The sequence below is a fragment of the Sphingomonas sp. genome (assembly GCF_041661885.1).
GTDB lineage: Bacteria > Pseudomonadota > Alphaproteobacteria > Sphingomonadales > Sphingomonadaceae > Sphingomonas.
Genome location: NZ_JBAZTL010000004.1, coordinates 239,490 through 263,934, shown reverse-complemented (window position 1 = coordinate 263,934; position 24,445 = coordinate 239,490). Strand labels below are relative to the sequence as shown.

At 62.5% G+C, this 24,445-nt stretch carries 28 protein-coding genes; 17 read left to right on the top strand and 11 right to left on the bottom strand.

The window, feature by feature from the left end; all coding sequences use genetic code 11:
• Positions 1–48 precede the first annotated feature (48 nt).
• Together WC704_RS10040 and eno are read right to left on the bottom strand one after the other, a co-directional pair.
• Positions 49–333, bottom strand: coding sequence for a septum formation initiator family protein (locus WC704_RS10040; protein ID WP_372889886.1), 285 nt, complete (start codon positions 331–333; stop codon positions 49–51).
• A gap of 85 nt (positions 334–418) precedes the next feature.
• Positions 419–1,696, bottom strand: a complete 1,278-nt coding sequence (gene eno, locus WC704_RS10035; RefSeq protein ID WP_372889778.1) for a phosphopyruvate hydratase — start codon at positions 1,694–1,696, stop codon at positions 419–421.
• Between the two features lie 168 nt (positions 1,697–1,864).
• On the opposite strand from eno, the gene WC704_RS10030 reads away from it, so the two are divergent.
• The 5 genes from WC704_RS10030 to WC704_RS10010 all read left to right on the top strand — a co-directional run bounded on the left by WC704_RS10030 (position 1,865) and on the right by WC704_RS10010 (position 3,870).
• Complete coding sequence (locus WC704_RS10030; RefSeq protein WP_372889777.1) at positions 1,865–2,353, top strand: hypothetical protein; 489 nt, start codon at positions 1,865–1,867, stop codon at positions 2,351–2,353.
• 23 nt (positions 2,354–2,376) lie between these two features.
• On the top strand, positions 2,377–2,733 hold the full coding sequence (locus WC704_RS10025) for a phage holin family protein (RefSeq protein WP_372889776.1): 357 nt from the start codon (positions 2,377–2,379) through the stop codon (positions 2,731–2,733).
• Entirely contained in the window at positions 2,730–3,047 is a 318-nt protein-coding gene (locus tag WC704_RS10020) for a DUF3618 domain-containing protein (protein ID WP_372889775.1), read from the top strand. The genes WC704_RS10025 and WC704_RS10020 overlap by 4 nt, the downstream gene beginning before the upstream one ends.
• Complete coding sequence (locus WC704_RS10015) at positions 3,044–3,562, top strand: hypothetical protein (RefSeq protein WP_372889774.1); 519 nt, start codon at positions 3,044–3,046, stop codon at positions 3,560–3,562. The genes WC704_RS10020 and WC704_RS10015 overlap by 4 nt, the downstream gene beginning before the upstream one ends.
• A gap of 80 nt (positions 3,563–3,642) precedes the next feature.
• Entirely contained in the window at positions 3,643–3,870 is a 228-nt protein-coding gene (locus WC704_RS10010) for a DUF4170 domain-containing protein (protein WP_372889773.1), read from the top strand.
• A 47-nt stretch (positions 3,871–3,917) separates the two neighbouring features.
• On the opposite strand, the gene greA is transcribed toward WC704_RS10010, so the two are convergent.
• Entirely contained in the window at positions 3,918–4,394 is a 477-nt protein-coding gene (greA, locus tag WC704_RS10005) for a transcription elongation factor GreA (protein WP_372889772.1), read from the bottom strand.
• An 82-nt stretch (positions 4,395–4,476) separates the two neighbouring features.
• Positions 4,477–7,812, bottom strand: a complete 3,336-nt coding sequence (gene carB, locus WC704_RS10000) for a carbamoyl-phosphate synthase large subunit (protein WP_372889771.1) — start codon at positions 7,810–7,812, stop codon at positions 4,477–4,479.
• A 57-nt stretch (positions 7,813–7,869) separates the two neighbouring features.
• Between carB and WC704_RS09995 the strand changes: the two genes are divergently transcribed.
• Positions 7,870–8,133, top strand: a complete 264-nt coding sequence (locus WC704_RS09995) for a plasmid stabilization protein (RefSeq protein ID WP_372889770.1) — start codon at positions 7,870–7,872, stop codon at positions 8,131–8,133.
• Positions 8,130–8,543, top strand: coding sequence for a PIN domain-containing protein (locus WC704_RS09990; RefSeq protein WP_372889769.1), 414 nt, complete (start codon positions 8,130–8,132; stop codon positions 8,541–8,543). Before WC704_RS09995 ends, WC704_RS09990 begins: the two co-directional genes overlap by 4 nt.
• Positions 8,544–8,549: 6 nt before the next feature.
• On the opposite strand, the gene WC704_RS09985 is transcribed toward WC704_RS09990, so the two are convergent.
• From WC704_RS09985 to carA, 3 genes are read right to left on the bottom strand one after another with little or no spacing between them, the layout of a single operon-like run.
• Positions 8,550–8,909, bottom strand: a complete 360-nt coding sequence (locus WC704_RS09985; protein WP_010408179.1) for a ribonuclease E inhibitor RraB — start codon at positions 8,907–8,909, stop codon at positions 8,550–8,552.
• Between the two features lie 36 nt (positions 8,910–8,945).
• Complete coding sequence (locus WC704_RS09980; RefSeq protein WP_372889768.1) at positions 8,946–9,779, bottom strand: ribonuclease E inhibitor RraB; 834 nt, start codon at positions 9,777–9,779, stop codon at positions 8,946–8,948.
• Positions 9,776–11,053 (bottom strand): glutamine-hydrolyzing carbamoyl-phosphate synthase small subunit, encoded by a 1,278-nt coding sequence (gene carA / locus WC704_RS09975; protein WP_372889767.1) that lies wholly within the window; start codon positions 11,051–11,053, stop codon positions 9,776–9,778. The genes WC704_RS09980 and carA overlap by 4 nt, the downstream gene beginning before the upstream one ends.
• Positions 11,054–11,175: 122 nt before the next feature.
• Here carA and WC704_RS09970 point away from each other — a divergent pair, with 122 nt between their 5' ends.
• The 10 genes from WC704_RS09970 (at position 11,176) to WC704_RS09925 (ending at position 21,897) form a co-directional block, all read left to right on the top strand.
• Entirely contained in the window at positions 11,176–11,628 is a 453-nt protein-coding gene (locus WC704_RS09970; protein ID WP_372889766.1) for a GatB/YqeY domain-containing protein, read from the top strand.
• Positions 11,629–11,812: 184 nt separating this feature from the next.
• Positions 11,813–13,702, top strand: coding sequence for a DNA primase (dnaG, locus tag WC704_RS09965; RefSeq protein WP_372889765.1), 1,890 nt, complete (start codon positions 11,813–11,815; stop codon positions 13,700–13,702).
• Complete coding sequence (gene rpoD / locus WC704_RS09960; protein WP_372889764.1) at positions 13,702–15,729, top strand: RNA polymerase sigma factor RpoD; 2,028 nt, start codon at positions 13,702–13,704, stop codon at positions 15,727–15,729. Before dnaG ends, rpoD begins: the two co-directional genes overlap by 1 nt.
• Positions 15,730–15,878: 149 nt before the next feature.
• Positions 15,879–16,427 carry a PAS domain-containing protein gene (locus WC704_RS09955; protein WP_372889763.1) on the top strand — a complete coding sequence of 183 codons (549 nt, stop codon included), beginning with the start codon at positions 15,879–15,881 and terminating at the stop codon, positions 16,425–16,427.
• Between the two features lie 173 nt (positions 16,428–16,600).
• Positions 16,601–17,260, top strand: coding sequence for a hypothetical protein (locus WC704_RS09950; protein WP_372889762.1), 660 nt, complete (start codon positions 16,601–16,603; stop codon positions 17,258–17,260).
• 72 nt (positions 17,261–17,332) lie between these two features.
• Positions 17,333–18,187, top strand: coding sequence for an AAA family ATPase (locus WC704_RS09945; RefSeq protein WP_372889761.1), 855 nt, complete (start codon positions 17,333–17,335; stop codon positions 18,185–18,187).
• A gap of 103 nt (positions 18,188–18,290) precedes the next feature.
• Positions 18,291–18,848, top strand: a complete 558-nt coding sequence (locus WC704_RS09940) for a CHAP domain-containing protein (protein ID WP_372889760.1) — start codon at positions 18,291–18,293, stop codon at positions 18,846–18,848.
• A gap of 57 nt (positions 18,849–18,905) precedes the next feature.
• The gene (locus WC704_RS09935; protein ID WP_372889759.1) at positions 18,906–20,291 is read left to right on the top strand and encodes a hypothetical protein; all 1,386 of its coding nucleotides are present in this window, start codon (positions 18,906–18,908) and stop codon (positions 20,289–20,291) included.
• Between the two features lie 8 nt (positions 20,292–20,299).
• Positions 20,300–21,478, top strand: a complete 1,179-nt coding sequence (locus WC704_RS09930; protein ID WP_372889758.1) for a VWA domain-containing protein — start codon at positions 20,300–20,302, stop codon at positions 21,476–21,478.
• The gene (locus tag WC704_RS09925) at positions 21,478–21,897 is read left to right on the top strand and encodes a hypothetical protein (RefSeq protein ID WP_372889757.1); all 420 of its coding nucleotides are present in this window, start codon (positions 21,478–21,480) and stop codon (positions 21,895–21,897) included. The genes WC704_RS09930 and WC704_RS09925 overlap by 1 nt, the downstream gene beginning before the upstream one ends.
• Here WC704_RS09925 and WC704_RS09920 read toward each other — a convergent pair.
• From WC704_RS09920 to WC704_RS09905, 4 genes are all read right to left on the bottom strand, one after another.
• Positions 21,894–22,037 carry a hypothetical protein gene (locus WC704_RS09920; protein WP_372889756.1) on the bottom strand — a complete coding sequence of 48 codons (144 nt, stop codon included), beginning with the start codon at positions 22,035–22,037 and terminating at the stop codon, positions 21,894–21,896. The genes WC704_RS09925 and WC704_RS09920 overlap by 4 nt on opposite strands.
• Positions 22,038–22,207: 170 nt before the next feature.
• Complete coding sequence (locus WC704_RS09915) at positions 22,208–23,404, bottom strand: exo-beta-N-acetylmuramidase NamZ domain-containing protein (RefSeq protein ID WP_372889755.1); 1,197 nt, start codon at positions 23,402–23,404, stop codon at positions 22,208–22,210.
• Between the two features lie 140 nt (positions 23,405–23,544).
• Complete coding sequence (locus WC704_RS09910) at positions 23,545–24,114, bottom strand: DOMON-like domain-containing protein (protein ID WP_372889754.1); 570 nt, start codon at positions 24,112–24,114, stop codon at positions 23,545–23,547.
• On the bottom strand, positions 24,111–24,407 hold the full coding sequence (locus WC704_RS09905; protein ID WP_372889753.1) for a GIY-YIG nuclease family protein: 297 nt from the start codon (positions 24,405–24,407) through the stop codon (positions 24,111–24,113). The genes WC704_RS09910 and WC704_RS09905 overlap by 4 nt, the downstream gene beginning before the upstream one ends.
• Positions 24,408–24,445: the final 38 nt, after the last annotated feature.

Sequence of the window (24,445 nt, the reverse complement as noted above, 5' to 3'; positions counted from 1 at the left end):
ACAGTTTGCGATCGATCGCGCCAGCCCGGCCGATCGGGAATATCCGCGCTATTTCAACGGGACGATCACTTCGTCCTGATGCGCCACACCCAGATCCTTGCGCGCCAGCTCATCGACAAGATCAGGATCGGCATGTTTCGGATCGAGCAAATCGACGCGGTTCTTCAACTCGGCGCGGGCTTTGTCCAACATTGCCAGTTGTTGCTTCTTCACCGCAAGCTGCCGCTCGATATCGCCATAGGCCAGTGCGCCGTTCGGCCCGAAGATCGCATACCCCCCAAAAAACACGCCGACGATCATCAACGCCGCCGGTGCAATGGCGCGGCGCAGCATGGTGCGGAGGAGAGACGGCTTCTTGATCACGGTCGCGATTCTCGCGCATCGCGACTCGTGGATCAAGCCCGTATTTACTACATTTTTACGCGCGGATGACGGAGCGTCCGGCATAGACGCCAGCGCCTTCCAGCTCCTCCTCGATGCGGATAAGCTGGTTGTACTTTGCAAGCCGGTCCGAGCGCGCGAGGCTGCCCGTCTTGATCTGTCCGCAATTGGTGGCAACAGCCAAATCGGCGATCGTCGAGTCCTCGGTCTCCCCCGAGCGATGCGACATCACGGCGGTATAGCCCGCTCGGTTCGCCATCGAAACGGCTTCGAGCGTTTCGGTCAGCGTACCGATCTGGTTCACCTTGACCAGCAGCGAGTTGGCATAACCGCCCGCGATGCCGCGCGTCAGGCGCTTGGGGTTGGTAACGAACAGGTCGTCACCAACGAGCTGAACCTTGTTGCCGACCATGTCGGTGAGCGCCTTCCAGCCCTCCCAATCATCCTCGGCCATGCCATCTTCGATCGAGAAGATCGGATAACGCCGCGTCAGGTCGGCGAGATATTCGGCCATTTCGACGCTCGACAGGCTCTTGCCCTCGCCCGAAATCTCATACTTTCCGTTCTTGTAAAACTCGGTGGCGGCGCAATCGAGCGCAAGCATCACGTCGTCACCGGGAGTGTAGCCCGCCGTCTCGATCGAGCGCAGGATGAATTCGATCGCTTCGTTGGTCGACGCGATGTTGGGCGCGAAGCCCCCTTCGTCACCGACCGAAGTCGCCAGCCCCTTTTCGTGCAGCGCCTTCTTGAGCGTGTGGAAAATCTCCGACCCGCAGCGTACCGCCTCGATCATCGAGCTCGCGCCAACCGGCACGATCATGAACTCCTGGAAATCGATCGGGTTGTCGGCATGTTCGCCGCCGTTGATGATGTTCATCATCGGCACCGGCAGCACATGCGCCGAAACCCCACCGACATAACGATACAGCGGCAGCGTACGCGCGTCCGCCGCCGCCTTGGCCACCGCGAGGCTGACGCCAAGGATGGCATTGGCACCGAGGCGGCCCTTGTTTTCGGTGCCGTCGAGTTCGATCATCGTTGCGTCAATGTCGCGCTGATCCTCGGCTTCGAAGCCGAGTACGGCATCGGCGATCTCTCCATTCACGGCTTGCACGGCGGCATCGACGCCCTTGCCGCCCCAGCGGCTCTTGTCGCCGTCGCGCTTTTCGACCGCTTCATGCGCGCCGGTCGAAGCACCCGAAGGCACCGCCGCGCGGCCAAAACTGCCGTCTTCCAGCATCACATCAACCTCGACCGTGGGGTTGCCGCGGCTGTCCAGGATCGTGCGGGCGTGAATGTCGATGATTGCGGTCATGGAACGATCCTTCTAACGGTCTAAACGGGTTCGCGCGTGCCTCTATCGGCTAAGTCGAACGCCCGCAATTCGCATGGGGGGCCCCTTGCGCATTTGCGGCCGCCGATGGAACCGGGATACGGGCTTGCCGGTTATCTGCTGCAGACACTTCACTGAAGGACGCTTGTCATGGCCACCACTCCTAACGATCTGTCCGAGACGCTTAAGGGCGTAGAAGCAGCCGCCACCGAAACCGCGCAGGAGGCCACCAAGGCCACGCTCAGCGCAACCCAATTGCTGAAGGACAGCGCCGCCAAGCTCGGCAAGGAAGCCGTCGATCGCGCCAAGACCTACGCCGAGGACGGCAAGGCCCGCGCTGGTGGTGCGCTCGACGAAATCGTTAAGATGATCAACGATGCCGCGGGCACCGTCGATGAAAAGCTGGGCGAACAATATGGCCAATATGCCCGCACCGCCGCCGACAAGGTCGCCGGATTTTCCGAAGGGCTGAAGGCCAAGGAACTCGACGACTTGATCGAGGATGCGCGCGGTTTCGTGCAGAAGAGCCCGGCAATCGCGATCGGTACGGCTGCCGCAATCGGCTTTGTGCTGGTGCGCTTGATCCAGTCGGGCCTCACCGCCGATCACGACGACGCCAATCACGAAAACAAGGCCTGATCCGGCCACACCGGGGGGCGATGATGGACAGGCGTGAAGATCCGGTCGAACAGGAGAGCCTTGCCGCGCTTCTGGCGCGCGTCGCCAGCGATGCAGAGCAGGTCGCGCGCGCCGAAATCGAACTGCAAAAGGCGAAGGTCGTCGCCAAAATCGATGACGCCCGCGACGCCATATTGTTGCTGGTCGCGGCAATCGCCACGGGGGCGGTCGCGTTGACGGCGTTTGTGGTGGGCGCGCTGCTGGTTTTGACGCAATATATCGGGCCATTGGGTGCAACTGCGGTGGTGGTCGGCTCGCTGGTCGTGCTCGCGATCCTGCTCGGGTGGTTTTCGATGCGGCAATTCAAGCGGCTGTTCGGCGCGACCGAGGATCTGCCATGACCGGACGCACAATCGGCACACGTCTCGCCCTTGCCCAGGCACGGGCAGAAGAAGCACGCACCCGCCTGGCAAATACGATCGGCACCTTGCAACATCGCGCCAGCCCGCAAGCGCTTGCGCAGGACGTAGCCGAAACGCTCAAGGCGCGCGGCGTGGATGCGGTGCGCGGCGCGGTGGAAAGCGCGCGGCGTCGCCCGGTACGCCTGGGCATTGCGCTTGCCGCCATTGGCCTTTTTCTGGCGCGGGGCGTGATTTTGCGTGCGGTCCGCCAGCGCTCTTCGCCTCCCCCCTCCAAGACAGGACTCCGCCGATGACCAATGCCAAACCCGCCAAGCGCAAGATCAAGGCTGTGGATAAGGCTGTGGATACGGTTCGCGACGCTGCCTCCACCGCCATCGCGGCAACGACCAGCACCACGCGCGCGGTAACCCACAAGGCCGTTGCCGGTATTGAGGCTAATCCGATGGCGGTCCTCGGCGGCGGGATTGCGCTTGGCGTTCTGGTCGGCGCATTCGTGCCGCGCAGTGCGGTCGAGCGCAAAATGCTCAAGTCCGTTGGCAAGCGCCTCAACGACACCGCCCAGGGCGCTATCGACGCCGCGCGCGATACCGCCAAGGCCGAATTTGACGTGCTCGGGCTCTCGCGCGATGCCGCCCGCGATCAGGTCGGCAAAATGCTGGGTGGCGTGGTCAAGGCACTGGCAACCGCCGGCACCGCCGCGCTGGCGGCGCGAACGGTGGTCGACCAGGCCCAGGCGGAGCAGGCACCGCCCGCCTCCGCCCCTGCGCCCGCCCCACGCAAGCGGAAAAAGCCCGTTTCCACCGAATAAACCTGCCACAAAAGGTTCCCGAACCGGCATCCCGCTCCTAAGACGAGCGGGAACCCAACGCATTTCGGGAAAGTGATTTTATGAGCAAACTCCACATGGTCTTCGGCGGTCGTGTCACCGATCCGCGCGGCCTCGATTTCGACGATCTCGATTCGATCGAAATCGTCGGCATCTTCCCGGACTATGCGAGTGCCGAAAAGGCATGGCGCGCTGCTGCACAGCGCACGGTTGACGATGCCGAGATGAAATATGTGGTGGTGCACCTGCACCGCCTGCTGCAGCCCGATCTGCTCGCGCCGGGCGCGTGAGGGCTTTGCCCCTCTCCCACTGCGGGAGAGGGGCGTTTTAAGCGGTTTTAGATGAACTCGATCTTCGAGACGACGTAATAGCGGTCACCCGACGGCACCGTCACTTCGACCTCATCATCGATCTTGCGCCCGATCAATGCGCGCCCGAGCGGCGAATTGTACGAGATGCGCCCGCCCTTGGCATCGGCCTCGGTCTGACCAACGATCTGATACTTCAGAGGCTTGTCGTCTTCGTCGAGCAGGGTCACCGTCGCGCCGAACACGACCTTGTCGCCCGACAAGTCGCGCGGATCGATAACCTGGGCGCGCGACAATTTGTCCTCGATATCGCTGATCGACGCTTCGATCTGGCCCTGGCGTTCCTTGGCCGCATGGTATTCGGCGTTTTCCGACAAATCGCCATGCGCGCGGGCTTCCTCGATCGCGTCGACGATGGTCGGGCGCTCCGCCTTAAGCCGTTTCAGGTCCGCAGTGAGCCGCTCATAGCCCTCTTGCAGCATCGGCATCTTTTCGACGGTAGCCATCCCTCTTCGTCCTTCGTCTTCAAAATTCCCCGGTTGGCCGACCCTGCTGGGCCCGCCCGCACGTTGTTTCTCATGTGGGGAATTAGGTGTGCGAGTGCGAATAATAGGATTGCAAGGGCCGTACTTCAAGGCTGCGTGTCGAAAGCGCGACAATCGCAAGCGCCGCCTCCACGCTGGCCGGGGCCGTGGTGAAGTATGGAATCTTCAACGACAACGCAGATCCGCGGATCGGCGAGCTGTCTTTCAGGCTCTGCCAGCCTTCGGTCGTGTTGAAAATCAGGTCGATTCCACCATCCTTGATCCGGTCGACGATATGCGGGCGCCCCTGCGCCACTTTGTTGATGCGTTCCACGGTTACGCCATGTTCCGTCAGATAATCGGCGGTGCCGCTGGTCGCCACGATGGTGAAGCCATGTGCGGAAAGCGCGCGAATGCCGGGGAGAATGACCGGCTTGTCGCTGTCCTTCACGCTGACGAACAGCGCGCCGTTCTTGGGCAGAACCGTTCCCGCCCCCAATTGCGACTTGGCAAAGGCGAGCGTGAAATCGGGATCGATTCCCATCACTTCGCCCGTGCTCTTCATTTCCGGCGACAAGACGGGATCGACGCCGGGGAAGCGGTTGAACGGGAAGACGGCTTCCTTCACCGCAAAATAGTCAATGTGACGATCGACCTTGGGTAGATCCGCCAGCTTTTCGCCCGCCATCACGCGTGCGGCAATCTTGGCGATCGGCGCGCCAATCGCCTTGGCGACGAACGGCACGGTGCGCGAGGCGCGCGGGTTGACCTCGATCAGATAGACAAGGCCATCCTTCACCGCGAACTGAATGTTCATCAGCCCCACGACCGAGAGCGCCTTGGCCAGCGCAACCGTCTGCCGCTCGATTTCGGCGATCACCTCGTTCGAGAGCGAATAAGGCGGGATCGAGCACGCGCTGTCGCCCGAATGGACGCCGGCTTCCTCGATATGCTGGAGCACGCCTGCCACCGTTACGTCGGTGCCGTCCGAGATCGCATCGACATCGACCTCAACCGCATCGCGCAGATATTGGTCGATCAGCACCGGCGATTCGCCGGAAACCTGCACCGCTGTCTGGATATATTCCTCAAGCTGTGGCCGGCCATCGACGATTTCCATCGCGCGGCCACCCAGCACGTAGCTTGGGCGCATCAGCACGGGGTAGCCGATCCGTTCGGCGGCGACGATCGCCTCTTCGCGGCTGCGCGCCAGGCCGTTGGCGGGCTGCAACAGGCCAAGCGTGTTGACGAGCGCGGCGAAGCGCTCGCGATCCTCGGCCAGGTCGATCGCGTCGGGGCTGGTGCCGAGGATCGGGATTCCGGCGTCCTGCAGCGCTTGCGCGAGGTTGAGCGGAGTTTGCCCGCCAAACTGCACGATCACACCCGCCAGCGTGCCGTTCTGCTGCTCGACATGCAGGATTTCGAGCACATCCTCGGCGGTCAGCGGTTCGAAATACAAGCGGTCGCTGGTGTCGTAGTCGGTCGACACCGTCTCCGGGTTGCAATTGACCATGATCGTCTCAAAACCGACATCCGCCAACGCGAAACAGGCGTGGCAGCAGCAATAATCGAACTCGATCCCCTGCCCGATCCGGTTGGGACCACCGCCGAGGATGACGACCTTCTTCCGGTCGGTCGGCTGGCTCTCGCATTCGGGTTCGCCGAAGCTGGGCGCTTCGTAGGTCGAATACATATACGGCGTCTTGGCGTTGAATTCGGCGGCGCAGGTGTCGATCCGCTTGAACACCGGCCGCACGCCGAGCCGGTGGCGCAAAGCGCGCACTTCCTGCTCGGTCACGCCGCCCGTCATCGCAACGACGGCGTCATGCACCAGCCCCGACCCGCGCGCGACGCCGCGATCCATGCCTTCGCGCAGATTGGCGGATTTGAGCGCGAGATAGGCCAGGCGCTTGTCGCTGAAACCCATTGCCTTCAAACGGCGCATCCCCGCCGCGTCGATCGGCAGGCCATTCCGGCACACCTCTTCCTCCGCCGCGACGATTTCGGCGATACGCTCCAGGAACCACGGATCGTATTTGGCGATTGCGTGGACCTCGGCGACGGTAAAGCCTTCGCGCAGCGCTTGTGCCGCGACCAGCAGCCGGTCGGGCGTGGCCACCGCCAGCGCCGCCTCGATTTCCGCCCGTGGTGCGCCGACCAGGCGATCGACCATGTTGAAGCCGGACAAGCCCGTCTCCAGCCCGCGCAGCGCCTTCTGCATCGATTCATGGATGTTGCGGCCGATCGCCATCACTTCGCCGACCGACTTCATCGCGGTCGATAGCACGGCCTCTGCCCCCTTGAACTTTTCAAAGGCGAAACGCGGGATCTTGGTGACGACATAATCGATCGTCGGCTCGAACGACGCCGGCGTCGCGCCGGTAATGTCGTTCATGATTTCGTCGAGCGTGTAGCCCACCGCCAGCTTGGCGGCGACCTTGGCGATCGGGAAGCCGGTCGCCTTGGACGCGAGCGCCGAGGAGCGCGACACGCGCGGGTTCATCTCGATCACGATCAAGCGACCATCCTTGGGGTTGACCGCGAACTGCACGTTCGACCCGCCCGTCTCGACCCCGATCTCGCGCAGGCACGCGATGCTCGCGTTGCGCATGATCTGATATTCCTTGTCGGTCAGCGTCAGCGCGGGCGCGACGGTGATCGAGTCACCGGTGTGGACGCCCATCGGATCGATATTCTCGATCGAGCAAATGATGATGGCATTGTCGGCGCGGTCGCGCACGACTTCCATCTCATATTCCTTCCAGCCGATCAGCGATTCCTCGATCAGCACCTCGGTGGTCGGCGACAGGTCGAGCCCGCGCCGCACGATCTCCAGAAATTCCTCGCGATTATAGGCGATGCCGCCGCCGGTGCCGCCCATGGTGAAGCTCGGGCGGATGATCGCGGGAAGACCGGTGCGCTCCAGCCCGGCGAGCGCTTCCTCGACGGTGTGGGCGATCGCCGAACGGGCGCTTTCGAGCCCGATCTTGGTCATCGCATCCTTGAACTTCAGCCGGTCCTCGGCCTTGTCGATCGCTTCCGCGTCAGCACCGATCATCTCGACGCCATATTTCTCCAGCGTGCCGTCATTGAACAGCGCCAGCGCGGTGTTGAGCGCGGTCTGGCCGCCCATCGTCGGCAGCACCGCATCGGGGCGCTCCTTCTCGATGATCTTGGCGACGATCTCGGGCGTGATCGGCTCGACATAGGTCGCATCGGCCAGCTCGGGATCGGTCATGATCGTCGCCGGGTTCGAATTGACCAGGATGATGCGATAGCCATCCTCCTTCAGCGCCTTGATCGCCTGCGTGCCCGAATAATCGAACTCGCACGCCTGGCCGATGACGATCGGCCCCGCGCCGATGACGAGGATGGAGGAGATGTCGGTGCGCTTTGGCATTGGTCTTCAGGCCGCTTTCGGGTTAAATGATTGCATTGCAATCAGTGGAGACGCGATATGGGCAGTATCACCATTCGCAACGTTGATGACGAGATCAAGCGCGGCGCGCGCTTGGCTGCCGCGCGACATGGTCGATCCATGGAAGCGGAGATCAAGGCTCTCCTCGAACGAACCTACCGCTCGCCCGAAGACGAGCGTGCTGAACGGATCAGAGCGATGTCCGGCACCGAGTTTGTGGCGCATCTGGTGGCCGTTGCGAATGGCGCGACCCTCGACATCCCGGATAGGGAGCATGAAGAAATCGCGTTTCCCGATCTGTGATTCTAGTCGACACAAATGTTTGGAGCGCGCTGAATCGCCCCGCTTCGCATCCACAGGTATCGATCTGGTTTGCGGCAAACGCGACGCAGGTTTGGTTGTCGACGATCGTGATTGCCGAGATCCGTTTTGGCATAGAGAACCCGACAACCGCCGCGCGACGGCCAGCCTTGGAGCGCTGGCTGGCCGATATCGAATTGGCCCACGCAGGTCGCACGCTATCGTTCGATTCGGCAGCAGCGCATATTTTTGGGACGCTGGTGGCTCGGCGCAAATTGCAAAAGCAGGAAACCAAGCTGCTCGACCTCCAGATTGCCGCCCAAGCGATGGCACACGATTGCCCCGTGGCGACGCGCAACGTGAAGGATTTTGCCTGGACCGGAGTCGCGCTGATCGATCCGTGGCGGGCGTGACGCCTGTCATTCCGCGCCATCCTCCGCGGTGCAGCCCCAGCCGTCATATTCCACGTCGTAGATCAGTTCGATCTGCAGACATTTGAGCGTGAGCGCGCGGATCGCGTCGTCATCCGACGTCTGCTCGCGGCCGAGGAACAGGCTGATCTCGCCTTCCTCATCCTCTTCGCGCTCGATCACTTCAAAGCCCAGTTCCTCGGCATCCTCTTCCAGCCGGTCGAGCGCAGGCTCGGTGCCGCGAAAGCTGACATCGACCATGCGGACGATCTCGGGGCGATCGCCATTCTCGCGCAGCGAAGCGAGCACATCCTTGTCGGCGGCCCATTCCTCTTCGAGGCGCGCGGGGGAGACTTCTGGGAGGGTCATAGGGTGGCCTCTTGAGTGGTGATGCGCTTTGGCATTTTAGTTTTTCTTGGCCCCGAACAGTTTGCTCAGCAGGGACTTTGGCTTATCGCCAACTGGATCGACCAGATCAGGCACCGGGCGAACGACAAACGTTTCCCAGCCATCGTACACAACGTCGTGGCGTTCTGCCGCTCTTACCAAGATAGGCGTGAGTTCCAGAAACGTCGAAAAATCTACCGGCATTTCACGTGTCAGAACCACTCCAGTCGGATCGTCGAGCCAGTGATCGACACCGTACCCCCAAGCTTCCAACTCTACCGCCAACGGATTCAGTCGGTCCTTTGGTCCGTAGAACCAGAAGTCCGTTTTCCTGCTGCTAAGGCCCGTGTCGCCGTTCTTCTCAAGATTGGAGATTACACTTCGGTCCCCGTTCAACTGTAGTTCGACCACCGTCGGAGTCACGAGACCGATCAATTTCGCGCGGTCGCTTGGTATCGTTGCTGCCAGCGAATATCCCGCTATATCAAATCGTTCGAGAATTGCGTCCCACTCAATCGGTGCGGCATGGGCGAACACGATACGACGCTCACCATCTCCGGTCACGCTGGCGACGTGAAAAGTCGCGAAATCCAGCAAAGCCAGCTCAGCAGCTAACCCCTCTTCAACCGCATAGAGACGATCGCTGTGTTGCGGCATGCCGGCTTCGTTGACCAAGGTTGGGTCAGCTTGACAATGAACGACGGTCACCAGCTTATCGCGAAGCGCATCCTCCACCACAGAGTTTCCGGTACGCGCGAGAATAACGAACGGCTGTCCGTCGTCGGCAAGTCGATCGAACAGCATCCAAGTGTCCGCGTCACCACCAACAGATTGATCGATCGGCGACGTCACACCAACATCCCCACGAACTTCTCGAACAGATACAGGCTGTCCTGTGGGCCGGGGCTCGCTTCGGGGTGATATTGCACGCTGAAGGCGGGGCGGTCGGTGAGTTCGATGCCGGCGTTGGAGCCGTCGAACAGCGAGACGTGGGTTTCGCGCGCGGTGGCGGGCAGGCTGGTGCGCTCGACCGCGAAGCCGTGGTTCATCGAGGTGATCTCGACTGCGCCGTCGCTGAGGCGCTGCACCGGATGGTTGGCGCCGCGGTGCCCCTGGAACATCTTGGTGGTGCTGGCGCCGACCGCGAGCGCGAGCAATTGGTGGCCAAGGCAAATGCCGAACAGCGGTTTGCCGGTGTCGAGCAATTGCTGGATCACCGGCACGGCATAGACGCCGGTCGCGGCGGGATCGCCCGGTCCGTTCGACAGGAAGATGCCATCGGGCGCGAGCGCCATTACGTCTTCAAAGCTCGCGGTGGCGGGCACGACCGAGACATCGGCCCCGGCGCGCACGAGGTTGCGGAAGATGTTGCGCTTCGAGCCGTAATCGATCGCGACGACGTGGGGGCGCTTGGCACTCCCCTCCCGCTCGCGGGAGGGGTTGGGGGAGGGAACACCATCGGGGGAAAGCGCGTCCTCTGCGGTCAGGTCCACCCCTAGCCCCTCCCGCAAGCGGGAGGGGAACGATGTGTCATAGCCTTCGCCCAGCCGCCATACGCCGCCAGCCCAGCCATAATGGGTCTGGGTCGTCACCGCGATTGCCAGATCCATGCCTTCCAGCCCCGGCCACGCCTGCGCCATCGCCAGCAAGGCGGGCACATCGAACACGCCATCGGCGGAATGCGCGATCACGGCATTGGGGGCGCCGTTGCTACGGATGCGCCGCGTCAGCGCGCGCGTATCGACGCCCGACAGGCCGATTCGCTTGTGCTTGGCCATCCACGCATCGAGCCGCTCGGCACTGCGGAAGTTGCTGGGGCCGGTCACATCCTCGCGCACGATCATGCCGAGCGCGTGCGGCTCGTCCGCCTCGACGTCATCGGCGTTCGCGCCGACATTGCCGATATGCGGGAAAGTAAAGGTAATCATCTGCCCGGCAAAGCTCGGGTCGGTCATGATTTCCTGGTAACCCGTCATCGCGGTGTGGAAGCAGACTTCGCCGACGGCGACGCCTTGCGCGCCGAATCCGCGGCCCCACACCACCTCCCCGGTTGACAGCACCAGCACGCCGGTGGCGCCTTGGGGAGCGATGCTGTTGGACGCAGGCAGAGGTTTGGCGTCGGCCATTGCGGCGGGCACTCCGTTTAAAAAATTGTCGATGTCGCTAAGCGGCGGGGACTAGGAGTGCGGGGGCGATGCGTCAATCCGATAAAGCCGCTATACCCGCCGACCACCGAAAAGGACGTTCAATGATTCGTGACGACATCAAGGCTGCACTCATCACCGCGATGAAGGGCGGCGACAAAGCGGGCACCGCGACGCTGCGCCTCGTGCAATCCGCGATCAAGAACCGCGACATCGAGGCGCGCACCGGCAAGGCCCCCGACGATGACGATGCGCTGGTGGTGGAAGTGCTGCAGAAGATGGTCAAGCAGCGCCGCGAATCGATCGAGATGTTCGTGAAGGGCGGCCGCCAGGAACTCGCCGATGGCGAAGCCGCCGAAGTCGCGGTGATCGAAACCTTCCTGCCGACGCAGATGGACGAAGCGGCAACGGCGGCGGCAATCGAGGCGATCAAGGCCGAGCTGGGCGCGACGGGGATGAAGGACATGGGCCGCGTGATGGCCGAGCTGAAAGCGCGTCACGCGACGACGCTCGACATGAGCAAGGCGAGTGCTGCGGTGAAGGCCGCGCTGGCGTAATGCACGAGGGCGCGGCCTTTCTGCCTCCCCTCCCGCTTGCGGGAGGGGCTGGGGGAGGGAATGCACCTCCGCGCCCTTTGGTTACGCGTGATTTCGAGCCGGGTTTCTCGGCTTCGCTCGAAACGAACGGTGGGAGTGGTTTCCCCTCCCCCAACCCCTCCCGCAGGCGGGAGGGGAGCTGGTTATGACCCTCTCCCCGCAATTCCTCGATGAACTGCGCGCGCGGACCTTGCTGTCGGGCCTCATCGGCAAGACCACCAAGCTGCAAAAGGCCGGGCGGGAATGGCGCGCGTGCTGCCCGTTCCATAACGAGAAGACGCCGAGCTTTTACGTCAATGACGATAAGGGCTTCTACCATTGCTTCGGCTGCTCGGCGCATGGCGATGCGATTCGCTGGATGACCGACCAGCGCGGCTTGCCCTTCATGGATGCGGTGAAGGAGTTGGCACAGGCAGCGGGGATGGAGATGCCTGCAATGGACCCGCGCGCGGCGGAGAAGGCCGAGGCGGCCAAGGGGCTGCACGAGGCCTGCGCCGATGCCGCCACCTGGTTCACCGAGCAACTGAACGGCTTGCCCGGCGCAACCGCGCGCGACGTGCTGGCCAAGCGCGGCATTCGGCCCGACACCGCGCGCGCCTTTGGCCTCGGCTTTGCGCCCGATTCGCGCGGCGGGCTGAAGGCGGCGCTAAAGGGCTATGGCGACCCGCTACTGGTCGAGGCCGGTTTGCTGATCCAGGTCGAGGACAAGGCGCCGTACGACCGCTTCCGCGGGCGGCTGATGATCCCGATTCGCGATCCGCGCGGGCGCACCGTGGCATTTGGCGGGCGGATCATTGGGGATGGCGAACCGAAGTATCTCAACAGCCCCGAGACCCCGCTGTTCGACAAGGGCCGCACGCTCTACAATCTCGACAAGGCAGCCCCCGCCACGCGCAAGACCGGGCGGGTGCTGGTGGTCGAGGGTTATATGGACGTCATCGCGCTCGCTCAGGCGGGCTTTGGCGAGGCGGTGGCGCCGCTTGGCACCGCGCTGACCGAGGCGCAGCTTGAGCGGCTGTGGCGGCTGGCCGAGGTGCCGATCCTGTGTTTCGATGGCGATGGCGCCGGGCAGAAGGCCGCCCTGCGCGCCGCACACCGCGCGCTGCCGTTGCTGGCACCGGGGCGCAGCCTCGCCTTCGTCACGCTGCCACAGGGGCAGGATCCCGACGATATGGTGCGCCAGAAGGGCCCCGCCGCGTTCGAGGCGCTGCTCAAGACCGCCGAGCCGCTGGTCGATCGGCTGTGGTCGAGCGAACTTGCCGCAGAACCGCTCGCCACGCCTGAGCAAAAGGCCGGGCTGAAGCAGCGGCTGAAGGATTTAGCCGAGAGCATCGCCGATCCCGGCGTGCGCACCGAATATCTGGCGGAATTTCGTCGCCGCTTCGACGCGCTCTATGCGCAGCAACGCGCGGCGTTCGTGCCGCGTGCGCCATTTACGCCGCGTGGCGGTGGTGCGCGCAAGCCCGGCCAGCCGTGGAAAATGCCGCCAGGCCCGGTCGGTGCCGAGGCCAAGCGCCTGCAACGACACGGTATTGACGGTGTGTTGACCAAACCCGTGCTGGCGGGATTGTTGCTGCATCCCACCGAAATCAGCCGGCATATGGGGGAGTTGGGTCGGCTGCATTTGACCGATCCGGCGCTCGCTCATCTGCTCGATGCGATGATTGATTCAGCCGTTGAGCATCCGGCGCTTGATAGTGAGCACCTTCTTACCATATTGGCTGCATCTGGATTTGATATAATCGCGCAAGATTTGCTGCGGGCCGACCAACTCTCGTGTTCGTTTACGCAAAAGGAGGCGGACCCCGTCAGGGCACGTGAGGACCTCGACGAGGCGATCGCGATCCTGGTGACTCGGCCGGAAGTGGACGCGGCTTTGGCCGAGGCGACGGCGGCGATGCAGGCGAAGTATTCGGATGACGCATATGAGCGGCAAGTGTCGCTTGTGAATGAACAACAGGCTTTGAACGCGCGGCTTGCCAATCTGGTGCAGTCGAACGAAGACGCCAGAGCTTTTAGTACTGAGGGCAATTGATGGCGAAGACGGATATGGCGGACGTGAGCGAAACCACCGAGGGTAGCGACGCACCGCTGATCGATTTGAACGACGCGTCGATCAAGAAGGTGATCGCCCGCGCGAAAAAGCGCGGCTATATCACCTACGAACAGCTCAACGAAGCGCTGCCCCAGGGCGAGATGTCGTCCGACCAGATCGAGGACATCAGCGCCGCGCTCAGCGAAATGGGCATCAACATCGTCGAGAATGACGAGCAGGGCGAAGAAGGCGACGAAACCACCAAGGCCGAGGACGATGAGGACGCCGAGCCCGTCGATGCCTCCGAAGACCTTGGGCCTGCGCTCGACGTAAAGAAAAAAGAGGTCATCGATCGCACCGATGATCCGGTGCGCATGTACCTGCGCGAAATGGGCGCGGTCGAGCTGCTGAGCCGCGAGGGTGAAATCGCCATCGCCAAGCGGATCGAGGCCGGTCGCGACACGATGATCCTCGGGCTGTGCGAATCACCCATCACCTTCAACGCGATCATCGCGTGGTCGACCGCGCTCAACGAAGGCACGATGCAGCTCCGCGAGATCATGGATCTCGACGCGATGCTGTCGAAGGACCCTGCCCCGGAGGCGCTGGCCGAAGCCGAAGAGGGCGATGGCGAGATCTCCGAGAAGAATGCGGGCCCGTCGTTCAAGGAAGAGGCCGAGCCCGAAGAACCGTCGGTCGACGAGGATGAAGATGGCGAGCGCCGCACACCGCGCGCCTCCGACGATGAGGAAGAGGACAACACCCTCAGCCTCGCGCAGATGGAGGAGCAGCTCAAACCGATCGCGCTCGAACGCTTCGCCAACATCACCGCACTCTACAAGAAATTCTCCAAAATCCAGCAGTCGCGACTCGACGCGATGGCGGGCGGCGGCGAACTGTCGAGCAGCGACGAGAAGAAATATCACAAGCTGCGCGAGGAACTCACCGCCGAGGTCGAGAGCGTCCAGTTCCACAATGCCAAGATCGAATATCTGGTCGACCAGCTTTACGCCTTCAACCGGCGCCTGACCGCGCTGGGCGGGCAAATGCTGCGCCTGGCCGAGCGCCACAAGGTGTCGCGCAAGGATTTCCTCGATCGCTATATCGGGCATGAGCTGGACGAACAGTTCTTGCCTTCGGTCGCCAAGCTCGACAAGAAATGGACCGCCTTCGTCACCAACGAAAGCGAAGCCGCCGATCGTATCCGCATGGAAATTTCGGACATCAGCCAGGCGACCGGCATGGCGCTGACCGAGTTCCGCCGCATCGTCAACATGGTCCAGAAGGGCGAGCGCGAGGCGCGCATTGCGAAGAAGGAGATGGTCGAGGCCAATCTCCGCCTCGTGATTTCGATCGCCAAGAAATACACCAATCGCGGCCTGCAGTTCCTGGATTTGATCCAGGAGGGCAATATTGGCCTGATGAAGGCGGTGGATAAGTTCGAATATCGCCGCGGCTACAAGTTCAGCACCTATGCGACCTGGTGGATCCGCCAGGCGATCACTCGCTCGATCGCCGATCAGGCGCGCACCATCCGTATTCCGGTGCACATGATCGAGACGATCAACAAGCTGGTGCGCACCAGCCGCCAGTTCCTCCACGAGCAGGGCCGCGAGCCCACGCCCGAGGAAATGGCCGAGCGCCTCTCCATGCCACTGGAGAAGGTGCGCAAGGTGATGAAGATCGCCAAGGAGCCGATTTCCCTCGAAACGCCGATCGGCGACGAGGAGGATTCGCATCTCGGCGACTTCATCGAGGACAAGAACGCGATCATCCCGGTGGATGCCGCCATTCAGGCGAACCTCAAGGAAACCGTCACCCGCGTCCTGGCCAGCCTCACCCCGCGCGAGGAGCGCGTGCTGCGGATGCGCTTCGGCATCGGCATGAACACCGATCACACGCTGGAAGAAGTCGGCCAGCAATTCTCGGTGACGCGCGAGCGTATTCGCCAGATCGAGGCCAAGGCGCTGCGCAAACTGAAACACCCGAGCCGCAGCCGCAAGATGCGGTCGTTCCTCGACCAATAAGCGACAGAACCCGGCGGCGAGCGCCACGCCGCCGGGTTATTCTTAAAAAAAAAGGTGTCGGCCTTTTACGTAATTTGCGGTCGCCAATCGGTCGGTACGCCCTGCAGATTGCTCCATTTCGGAGGGAATGTGTGACGTAGCGGCGGGCGTTGCCTACCGTAACGGTCATGTCGTCGCTGCCGCCCCTTCCCGCCGATCAGGTCGTTACCGCGTCTGATTTCGTGCGACATTTCGGCCTTTGGCAGGAACGTGCAACACGCACGCCGCTCTATATTTTGCAGCGCGGTCGCCCCCGCTTCGTCCTTATCTCGATCGAGACGATGAACGCCTTGTGCGCGCCTCAGGCGAGCCAAGCCTTCGGCAACGCCTCGCCCAACACGCCGCTCGACGTGGCGGTGTTGCTGGATAACGTCCGCGACCTGATCCTCATCGCGGATAGTGAGGGGGCGATCGTGGCGTGCAGCCGGACGGCCCGTGCGCATTTTGGCCGGATTGTTGCGCTCGGCGCACCAATCGACGCGATCACGCCGCCGCCATCGCGCGCGCTCCTTGTCGAATCTGTCAGCCGCGTTGCCGCCTCTGGCATCGGCGAACAGATGAAGGCTCCGTCCGCCGCGCGCGAGGGGCGCATCCTTGCCCTCAACATCGAACCTGTCGGCGATGGCGTTGGGGTGTTTGCCGAGGATATTACCCCCTAGCGCTAACAAAAGCTGCGCCTCCCGGCGACCGCGCTCGCCAAAGCTGGTTGAGACACCCTTAACTGCACCTACACCAGGTCTTTACGCGCTTCAGTATAACCCTTGCCGCAATGTTTGCCCATCGGGCGAGATCCGGCACGCGCGCCGCAAGATATAGGGATTGTAGGAAAATCATGGCGATCGCATCGATCCAGTTGAAGGTAGGTGGAGAAGCCGGCAGCATTGCGACGCTTGCAGTGAGCGATGGTTGCGCGCAGCATCCCTTCGTACGCCAGTTGACCGCCACGGGTGCTGCAGGGCGTGATATTGCCGATGCGGTCCATGTTTTGTGTGCGGTCCACGGGCGGTTGACCGATTTGTTCGAGGAAGCCAGCCGCCGCCCGGTCCCGGACCTCGACGATCGCTGGCTTGCGCAGGCAACCGAGGCGTTTGGGGTCGAGCGAGCCTATCTCGCACGCCTTACCGCCGCCGTCGGTCCGCTTCCGTCCACCCCGGGGCAGGCCGAAAGCGACGCGGCCTTTGCGGCACAACGCCACACCTTCGATATGCTGGCGCGATCCGATCGAACCGGCTGCGCGGCGGGCGCGGCGATGGCGCTGGTGATCGACTGGCATAGCTTTCGCCAAATCCTGAACGTCGCGGCGGTCCGCACCAACATTGCGGTGGCGCCCTCAACTTTGCCCGACGCACCTGAAATCGCCGCGCTCGCGACCGACAACCTGCCTGCGGCGGTTCGTCGCGCAATGGCGTTCGGCGCGCAGCAGACCTTCGCGCAGCATCGCGGGCTGTGCGATTTGATCGAGGCCCGCGCGATCGCGCGCGACAAGCTCTAACCACGCCTTGCGCGCAGAGGGCGTTTCCCTCTATCGCCGTACCCGGTATTCAAATGAAACGGGATGCAAGCGATGAAGCGCTTCAACGGTACGCAAGGCTATGTCGCAACCGACGATCTGAAAGTCGCGGTCAACGCCGCCGTTACGCTCCGCCGTCCCTTGCTGGTCAAGGGCGAACCCGGCACAGGAAAAACCGTCCTTGCCTATGAAATCGCCAAGGCGCTCGATGCCGAGTTGATCGAGTGGAACATCAAATCCACCACCAAGGCGCAGCAGGGTCTGTACGAATATGATGCGGTGGCGCGCCTGCGCGATGGCCAGCTTGGCGACGAACGCGTTCACGACATCGGCAATTACATCCGCCGCGGCAAATTATGGGAGGCGTTCACCCGCCCCAAGCCGCCGGTGTTGCTGATCGACGAGATCGACAAGGCGGATATCGAATTCCCCAACGATCTGTTGCAGGAACTCGATCGCATGGAATTTCATGTCTATGAAACCCGGGAAACGATCCGCGCGGTGGAACGCCCAATCGTCATCATCACCAGCAACAATGAGAAGGAACTGCCCGACGCCTTTCTGCGCCGCTGTTTCTTCCACTACATCAAATTTCCCGATCGCGAGACGATGCAGGCCATCGTCGACGTCCACTTCCCCGGCATCCAGAAGATTTTGGTCAACCGCGCGATGGACATTTTCTATGACGTGCGCGACGTGCCGGGCCTGAAAAAGAAGCCGAGCACCAGCGAATTGCTCGACTGGCTCAAATTGCTGCTGCACGAGGACATGCCGCTCGACGTGTTGCAAAACCGCGATCCGACCAAGGCGATCCCGCCGCTGCACGGCGCATTGCTCAAGAACGAGCAGGATGTGATGCTGTTCGAACGCCTCGCCTTCATGGCCAAACGGCAACAGAATAAGAGTTAACGTATATGCGCGGCAAATTATACGCAATTTCAACGTAGTAAACGCCTCATAAAGCCTGTAAGGATACGGTCTTGTGGGGGTGCAGCCAATATTGGGTGCACATATGCGTTGCGTCATCCTGTCTCTTACATTGTCCTGCGTCGCTCCGGCGACGGCGATGGCCGGACCACCACTGCTCGACTATGTCGGCGAGTGCGTACCCTTCGCCCGCGCCGCCTCCGGTATCCAGATTTACGGCGACGCCTGGACCTGGTGGGACCAAGCCGCCGGTCGATATCGTCGCGGTGAAACGCCCCGTCCGGGCGCGGTGATCGTCTTTGCCCGTAGCGCGCGGCTGCCGCTCGGCCACGTCGCGGTCATCAGCCGAGTCGTGGACCGTCGCGTGGTGTTGGTCACCCATGCCAATTGGTCACGCCAGAATGGCGAACGCGGCCATGCCGAACAGGACGTAACCTTGACCGACGCCTCTCCCGACAATGACTGGAGCGCGGTGAAGGTTTGGTATCGCGACAGAGACGGGCTCGGCAGCACGACCTATCCAACCTATGGTTTCATCTACGGCGTCCCGGTTGCGGATGGCCCGCGCGCGCGCGCGGCAGCCGACCTCACCGGGCGCAGCCCCGATTATGTTGGCGCCCTGATCGATTCATACGTCCGCTGAGGCGTTAACCCTCGCGCAACGCACCACTGATAGAGGCCGTCTTATTGGGGGCTAATTGTGGTTAACCGGCGCTTTCCTGTTTTTGTCTGGGTGATCGTCCTGCTCGGCCTCGCGTTGCGAATCGCCTCGGCACAGGGCGGATTGTGGCTCGACGAGGCCTGGTCGGCCGAGCTTGCGCGTCAGGCGCACACGCCGCTGGGCGTGTTCCTCAACATCAACCATGATAACAACCATCATCTGAACTCGCTGTGGCTGCAATGCGTCGGCTTCGGCGCGGCGCCCGTATTGCAGCGTGCGCTGTCGATTGCGGCTGGCACGATCACGATTGCCGTCGCCGCCGAGATTTTTCGTACCCGCAGCAAGGGCACCGCGCTGATCGCTGCGCTGCTGTTCGCCATTTCGCCGATGGTCGTGACGATGGGATCGGAGGCACGCGGCTATGCCTGCATGACGCTCGCTTTGCTGGTGGCGATTTTGCTGATCGATCGCTGGCTGCTCGACCAACGGGGTGAACGCACGCGCAGCCGACTCGCTTTATGCTTCGGGCTTGGCGTACTTTCGCAATTGACGATGCTGTTCGGGTGCGTGGCGCTGCTTGGCTGGGTGTTCTTCGCGCTGTGGAAGCGCACGGGCCTCGTCCCGGCGGTGCGAGGCACACTCACTTTGTTTACTCCTGCCTTGGTCGCGCTTGCGGCGGTGCTAGGCCTGGTCGCAGGTGCGGCATGGGCGAGCCCGACCGGCTTCCAGTTCGGCGACTACAAGCCGTTCGAGATCCTCCTGTTCCTGCACGCGATCGTCGAAATGCTCGGTTACACAATCGGGTGGCCGGTGGTCTCGCTGTGGCTGATTCCGGCGGCGCTGATCCTCGTCGTGCTGGCAAGGCGCGCGGGTGCCCGGCATCTCGCTTTCTATCGGCTGGCCATCGTCGCTTTTCCGGTCATGCTGGCGGTCCTCCATGCCGGGAACCCCGGGCATCCGCGTTATTATCTGCTGACCGCTGTCGCGTTGCTGCTGCTGATCGCCGAGACCACCGGCACGATGATTGCGCGCGGCGGCTGGCAACGCGTCGGCGCGCGGGCCGCGCTGGCGGCAATGCTGGCAGGGGGATTGTGGCAGGATGTCGACCTGATCCGCAATCAGCGCGGCGACCCCACCCCCGCCATCACGGCGATGAAAGCGCGCGCACCCGGCGGTGCGGTGGTGGTGCTCGATCGACCGACCGGCCTTGCCATGCTGAAATCGGCGGCCGCGCATCTGCGCTATCCGGTCGACATCATCGCAACAGGCTGCAAACCGGCACAATTCCTGTTCGTTGACCGCTTCAAGGGGGAGGATTTACCCCTCGCGCCACAGCGCTGTGGCGCGCCCTATCGCGCAATTGCGGCGGCCCGCGCGCGCGGCCTGTCCGGAACCCACTGGACTCTGTATGAGCGTCAGCCCTAGCAAGGGGCATGTTTCTCGATTTTCTCGACGCGCTGCGCGCCGCCGGCATTCCGGCCAGCCTCAAAGAGCATTTGCTGCTGCTCGAGGCACTCGATGCCGAGGTGATCGACCGCACACCCGAGGATTTTTATTATCTCTCGCGCGCGGTGTACGTGAAGGATGAAGGCCTGCTCGACCGCTTCGATCAGGTCTTTGCCAAGGTGTTCAAGGGTATCGCCACCACCTTTGGGCAGAACCCGGCGGACATCCCGGCCGATTGGCTGAAGGCCGTCGCCGAGAAATATCTGACGCCTGAGGAAATGGAGCAGATCAAGTCGCTCGGATCGTGGGACGAGATCATGGAGACGCTCAAGAAGCGGCTCGACGAGCAGCAGGAGCGCCATCAGGGCGGCAATAAATGGATCGGCACCGGCGGCACCTCGCCTTATGGCAATTCGGGCTACAACCCCGAAGGCGTCCGCATCGGGGGCGAATCGACGCACAAGCGCGCGTTGAAGGTGTGGGACCAGCGCGACTTCAAGAACCTCGACAACACGAAGGAGCTTGGCACGCGCAACATCAAGATCGCGCTGCGCCGCCTGCGCAAATTCGCGCGGGAGGGGGCCGCCGACGAACTCGACATCGATGCAACGATCGCGGGAACGGCGCGGCAGGGCTGGCTCGATGTCGTGATGCGCGCCGAACGCCGCAATGCGGTGAAGCTGCTGCTGTTCCTTGACGTTGGCGGATCGATGGACCCGTGGGTGAAGTTGTGCGAGGAATTGTTCTCGGCAGCGACCAGCGAGTTCAAGAATCTCGAATTCTTCTATTTCCACAATTGCCCGTATGAGGGCGTGTGGAAGGACAATAAGCGCCGCTTTTCCGAACGCACGCCGATGTGGGAGGTGCTTCACAAGTTCGGCCATGATTACAAACTGGTGTTCGTCGGTGATGCGTCGATGAGCCCGTATGAGATCACCCATCCGGGCGGCTCGGTCGAGCATTTCAACGAGGAATCGGGTGCGGTGTGGATGCAGCGGCTGACCAACACCTATCCGGCGGCGGTGTGGCTCAACCCGATCCCCGAACAGCAATGGGGCTATTCGCAGAGCCTGCGCATCCTCCGCGAATTGATGAACGAACGCATGTACCCGCTGACGCTGGCGGGCCTCGATGAGGCAATGCGGGAATTGACGCGGAAGCGGTGATGAACAGTGCGGCGGCGCTCATCTTCGCTTTGCCACAATGGTATTTCGGGATGCTGCTAGCACCGCTTGGTGCCGGTGCCTTAAGCATCATCCCCGCGCTTGGAGCGTGTTGCGGCTTGGCAGGTCTAGTGTTGGGCATCTGGCACCGCGACGCGCGCCTGTTCTGGTTCACGGCACCGGCTGTTGCGAGCCAAGCGCTCATTGCGGTGGCTGGCTTTTTCCACGGTCAGTTTCGCGGCGAACCATCCGACATCACTTTGTGCCTGTTTTTAATCGCTCAGCTCGCCGCGGCCTTTTACCTGGTCTATCGACTGGACGGTCGCAGACTTGCGGCATTGCTGCTCGCGGTCTTCTCCCTCACCTACAGCCTGTTCGCAGCATTCGTCGCGGCAATGGCGTTCAGCGATAACTGGATCTAGGCCGACATCGCCTGCAGCTTCTGCAGATAGGTCTCGATCAGAACGAGGCGGCGCTTGCGGGCTTCCTCGGTAACCGCACGGGCGACCGCAAGCCGCTCCGCCGTAACACGACGCATGTAGAAGTGGCGATCGGATTCCACGACGTCCCATCCTCTCGGATTTAACCGATCCGACAAGGCTCCCGCCTGCCGCGAATCGTATAAATGCGTCATGACGAGCGATGCGGCACCGCGCCATTGCCGCAAGTCCGTAGAATCCCTGAGTCGTTGCGCAAGCGCGACGAACCGAGTGTCAAAATTTTCAGACTGTCCTAATAGCGCAAATAGGGTCGTCGCAACTCGGCCCAGGCCGCCTCGTCGGGTGCCGTCCGTGCGTTTAGATCCGCCGGAGTCGCGGCAGCGTCATCGACCCATTCCCGTAAACCGGGCCCGCCATTGATGACGTCAATCGGCAATTTGCCGAAGGCGTATTCATAGGGAAAATCGCGCCACAGGTCATAGTCCGGGTACAGCGCGCGGATCGCCTTGAACGCCAGCGCCTGCACTCGCCACGGGCGGAACGCCGCGTGATCGTAAGACGGCCCCTCGGCATGGATCTGCACACCATTGCACAGCATCTTCACATGCTTGTGGAAGGTCGGCTCGAACCAGATGTCGCGCAAGCGTGCGCCGGCGAGCCAATCGGGTGCAAGGCGGTGCATTTCCGCCACGACCGCACGCGCATCGATGTCGGGCGCGCCAAACAGTTCGAGCGGGCGCGTGGTGCCGCGCCCTTCGGACAAAGTGGTGCCCTCCAGCATGACGGTGCCCGGATAAGCGCGCGCCATCATGACATTGGGGGCATTGGGGCTGGGGTTGATCCACACGCGGTCGCTCGGCCAGCCAAAGCCGGGCGCAGCGTCGGGCTGCCAGCCTTCCATTTCGATCACGCGATACTCGACATCGAGTTTCAGCAGATCGATGAACCAATGGCCGAGTTCGCCCATCGTCAGCCCGTGGCGCATCGGCATCGGCCCCGCACCCACGAAACTCTCCCAGCCGGGCAGCAGCGTCAGCCCCTCGACCGGGCGGCCGACGGGATTGGGGCGATCGAGCACCCACACCGCTTTGTTATGATCGGCGGCGGCCTCCAGCACGTAGCGCAGCGTGGTGATGAAAGTGTAGATGCGCGTGCCGAGATCCTGCAAATCGACCAGCATCACGTCGAATGTACCCATCGATTGCCCGGTGGGCCTGCGGACTTCGCCGTAGAGGCTGAACACGGGGATGCCGTAGGTCGGATCGGTGAAGTCGGGCGATTCCTCCATATTGTCCTGCAAGTCCCCCCGCACGCCATGCTGCGGGCCAAACATCGCGGTGACGTTCAACCCCGCTGCGATCAGCGCATCCACCGAATGCGTGAGATCACGCGTGACCGAGGCGGGGTGGGCGAGCAGAGCGACGCGCTTGCCCTCCAGTGGCTTGCGCAAAGCGGGGTCGGCGAGAAGGCGATCGATACCGAAGGTCATGGGTTAAGGATCCCGCGTAATCTTCCCTTCCCCGGCGAAGACCGGGGCCTAGTAGCGAAGGTGGTCGCTAGCGAGCGCTGCGCCAGCATAACGACTGTTCGACGACTAGGCCCCGGCCTTCGCCGGGGAAGGGAATTTGGTCAAGGGCGGCCCGCAACCGGGAGGGTGGCAATCCAGCAATCCCGGTTGTGGAAATCGGGCGCGCCGGGCGCGTGGGCAAGCGCCCAATAGGATTTGGTGCCGTCGGTTTCCTCGATGACGGCGGTGAGGCCAACAGCGCCGACCGCCATGTTGGGCCACTCGATGATGACCGGGACAATCAGGCAGTCCCCCTCATCGCTCACCAAAATAACCGGCGGTTCGTCAACAGGTAACGCTTGCATCCCAGCCCTGTAATTATCGAAGCGATATTCGGCCCACTGTGATGATGGGGAGAAGTTGAACTCCAGATAAGACTCCGGCCCGGTCGCAACGAAAAACTCCAGGCAGGTCGTGCGCCATAATTCATCGGTTCGATATGGTTTGGCGGGTTGCGGCAGGGCGAGGCGCTCGGTCGCTCCTTCTATCGCGAAGGTGATGTGCATCGATCGACCTGATCGATGCATCGACACATTGACGTGCTGCACCGAGCGCGGCGGCGTATCCGGATGCGGGATCAAGAAATATTCCTTCCCCGGCGAAGGCCGGGGCCCAGTGGCGGCATCCATCATGGTCGGGCAATCCGCTCGTACAGATCGTCCCATTCAGGGTTGAGCCCCTCGATTTCGCGCAGCTTCCATGCCCGCTTCCAAGACTTCATTTGAAACTCCCGCACGCGCGCCGTTTCCAGCGTGCCGTGTAGCTCATACCAGACGAGCAGCTTGCAACCGTAGGTTTTCGTGAAGCCAGGGACGACTCCTTCTCGGTGCTCCCACGCCCTCCGCGCGAGGTGGTCGGTCGAGCCGAGATAGATCGTGCCATTCCGCTTGCTTGCCATGATGTAAACATAGGCTTGTTCATCCATCGCAAGCGTCTCGCAACTATGCCCCGGCCTGCGCCGGG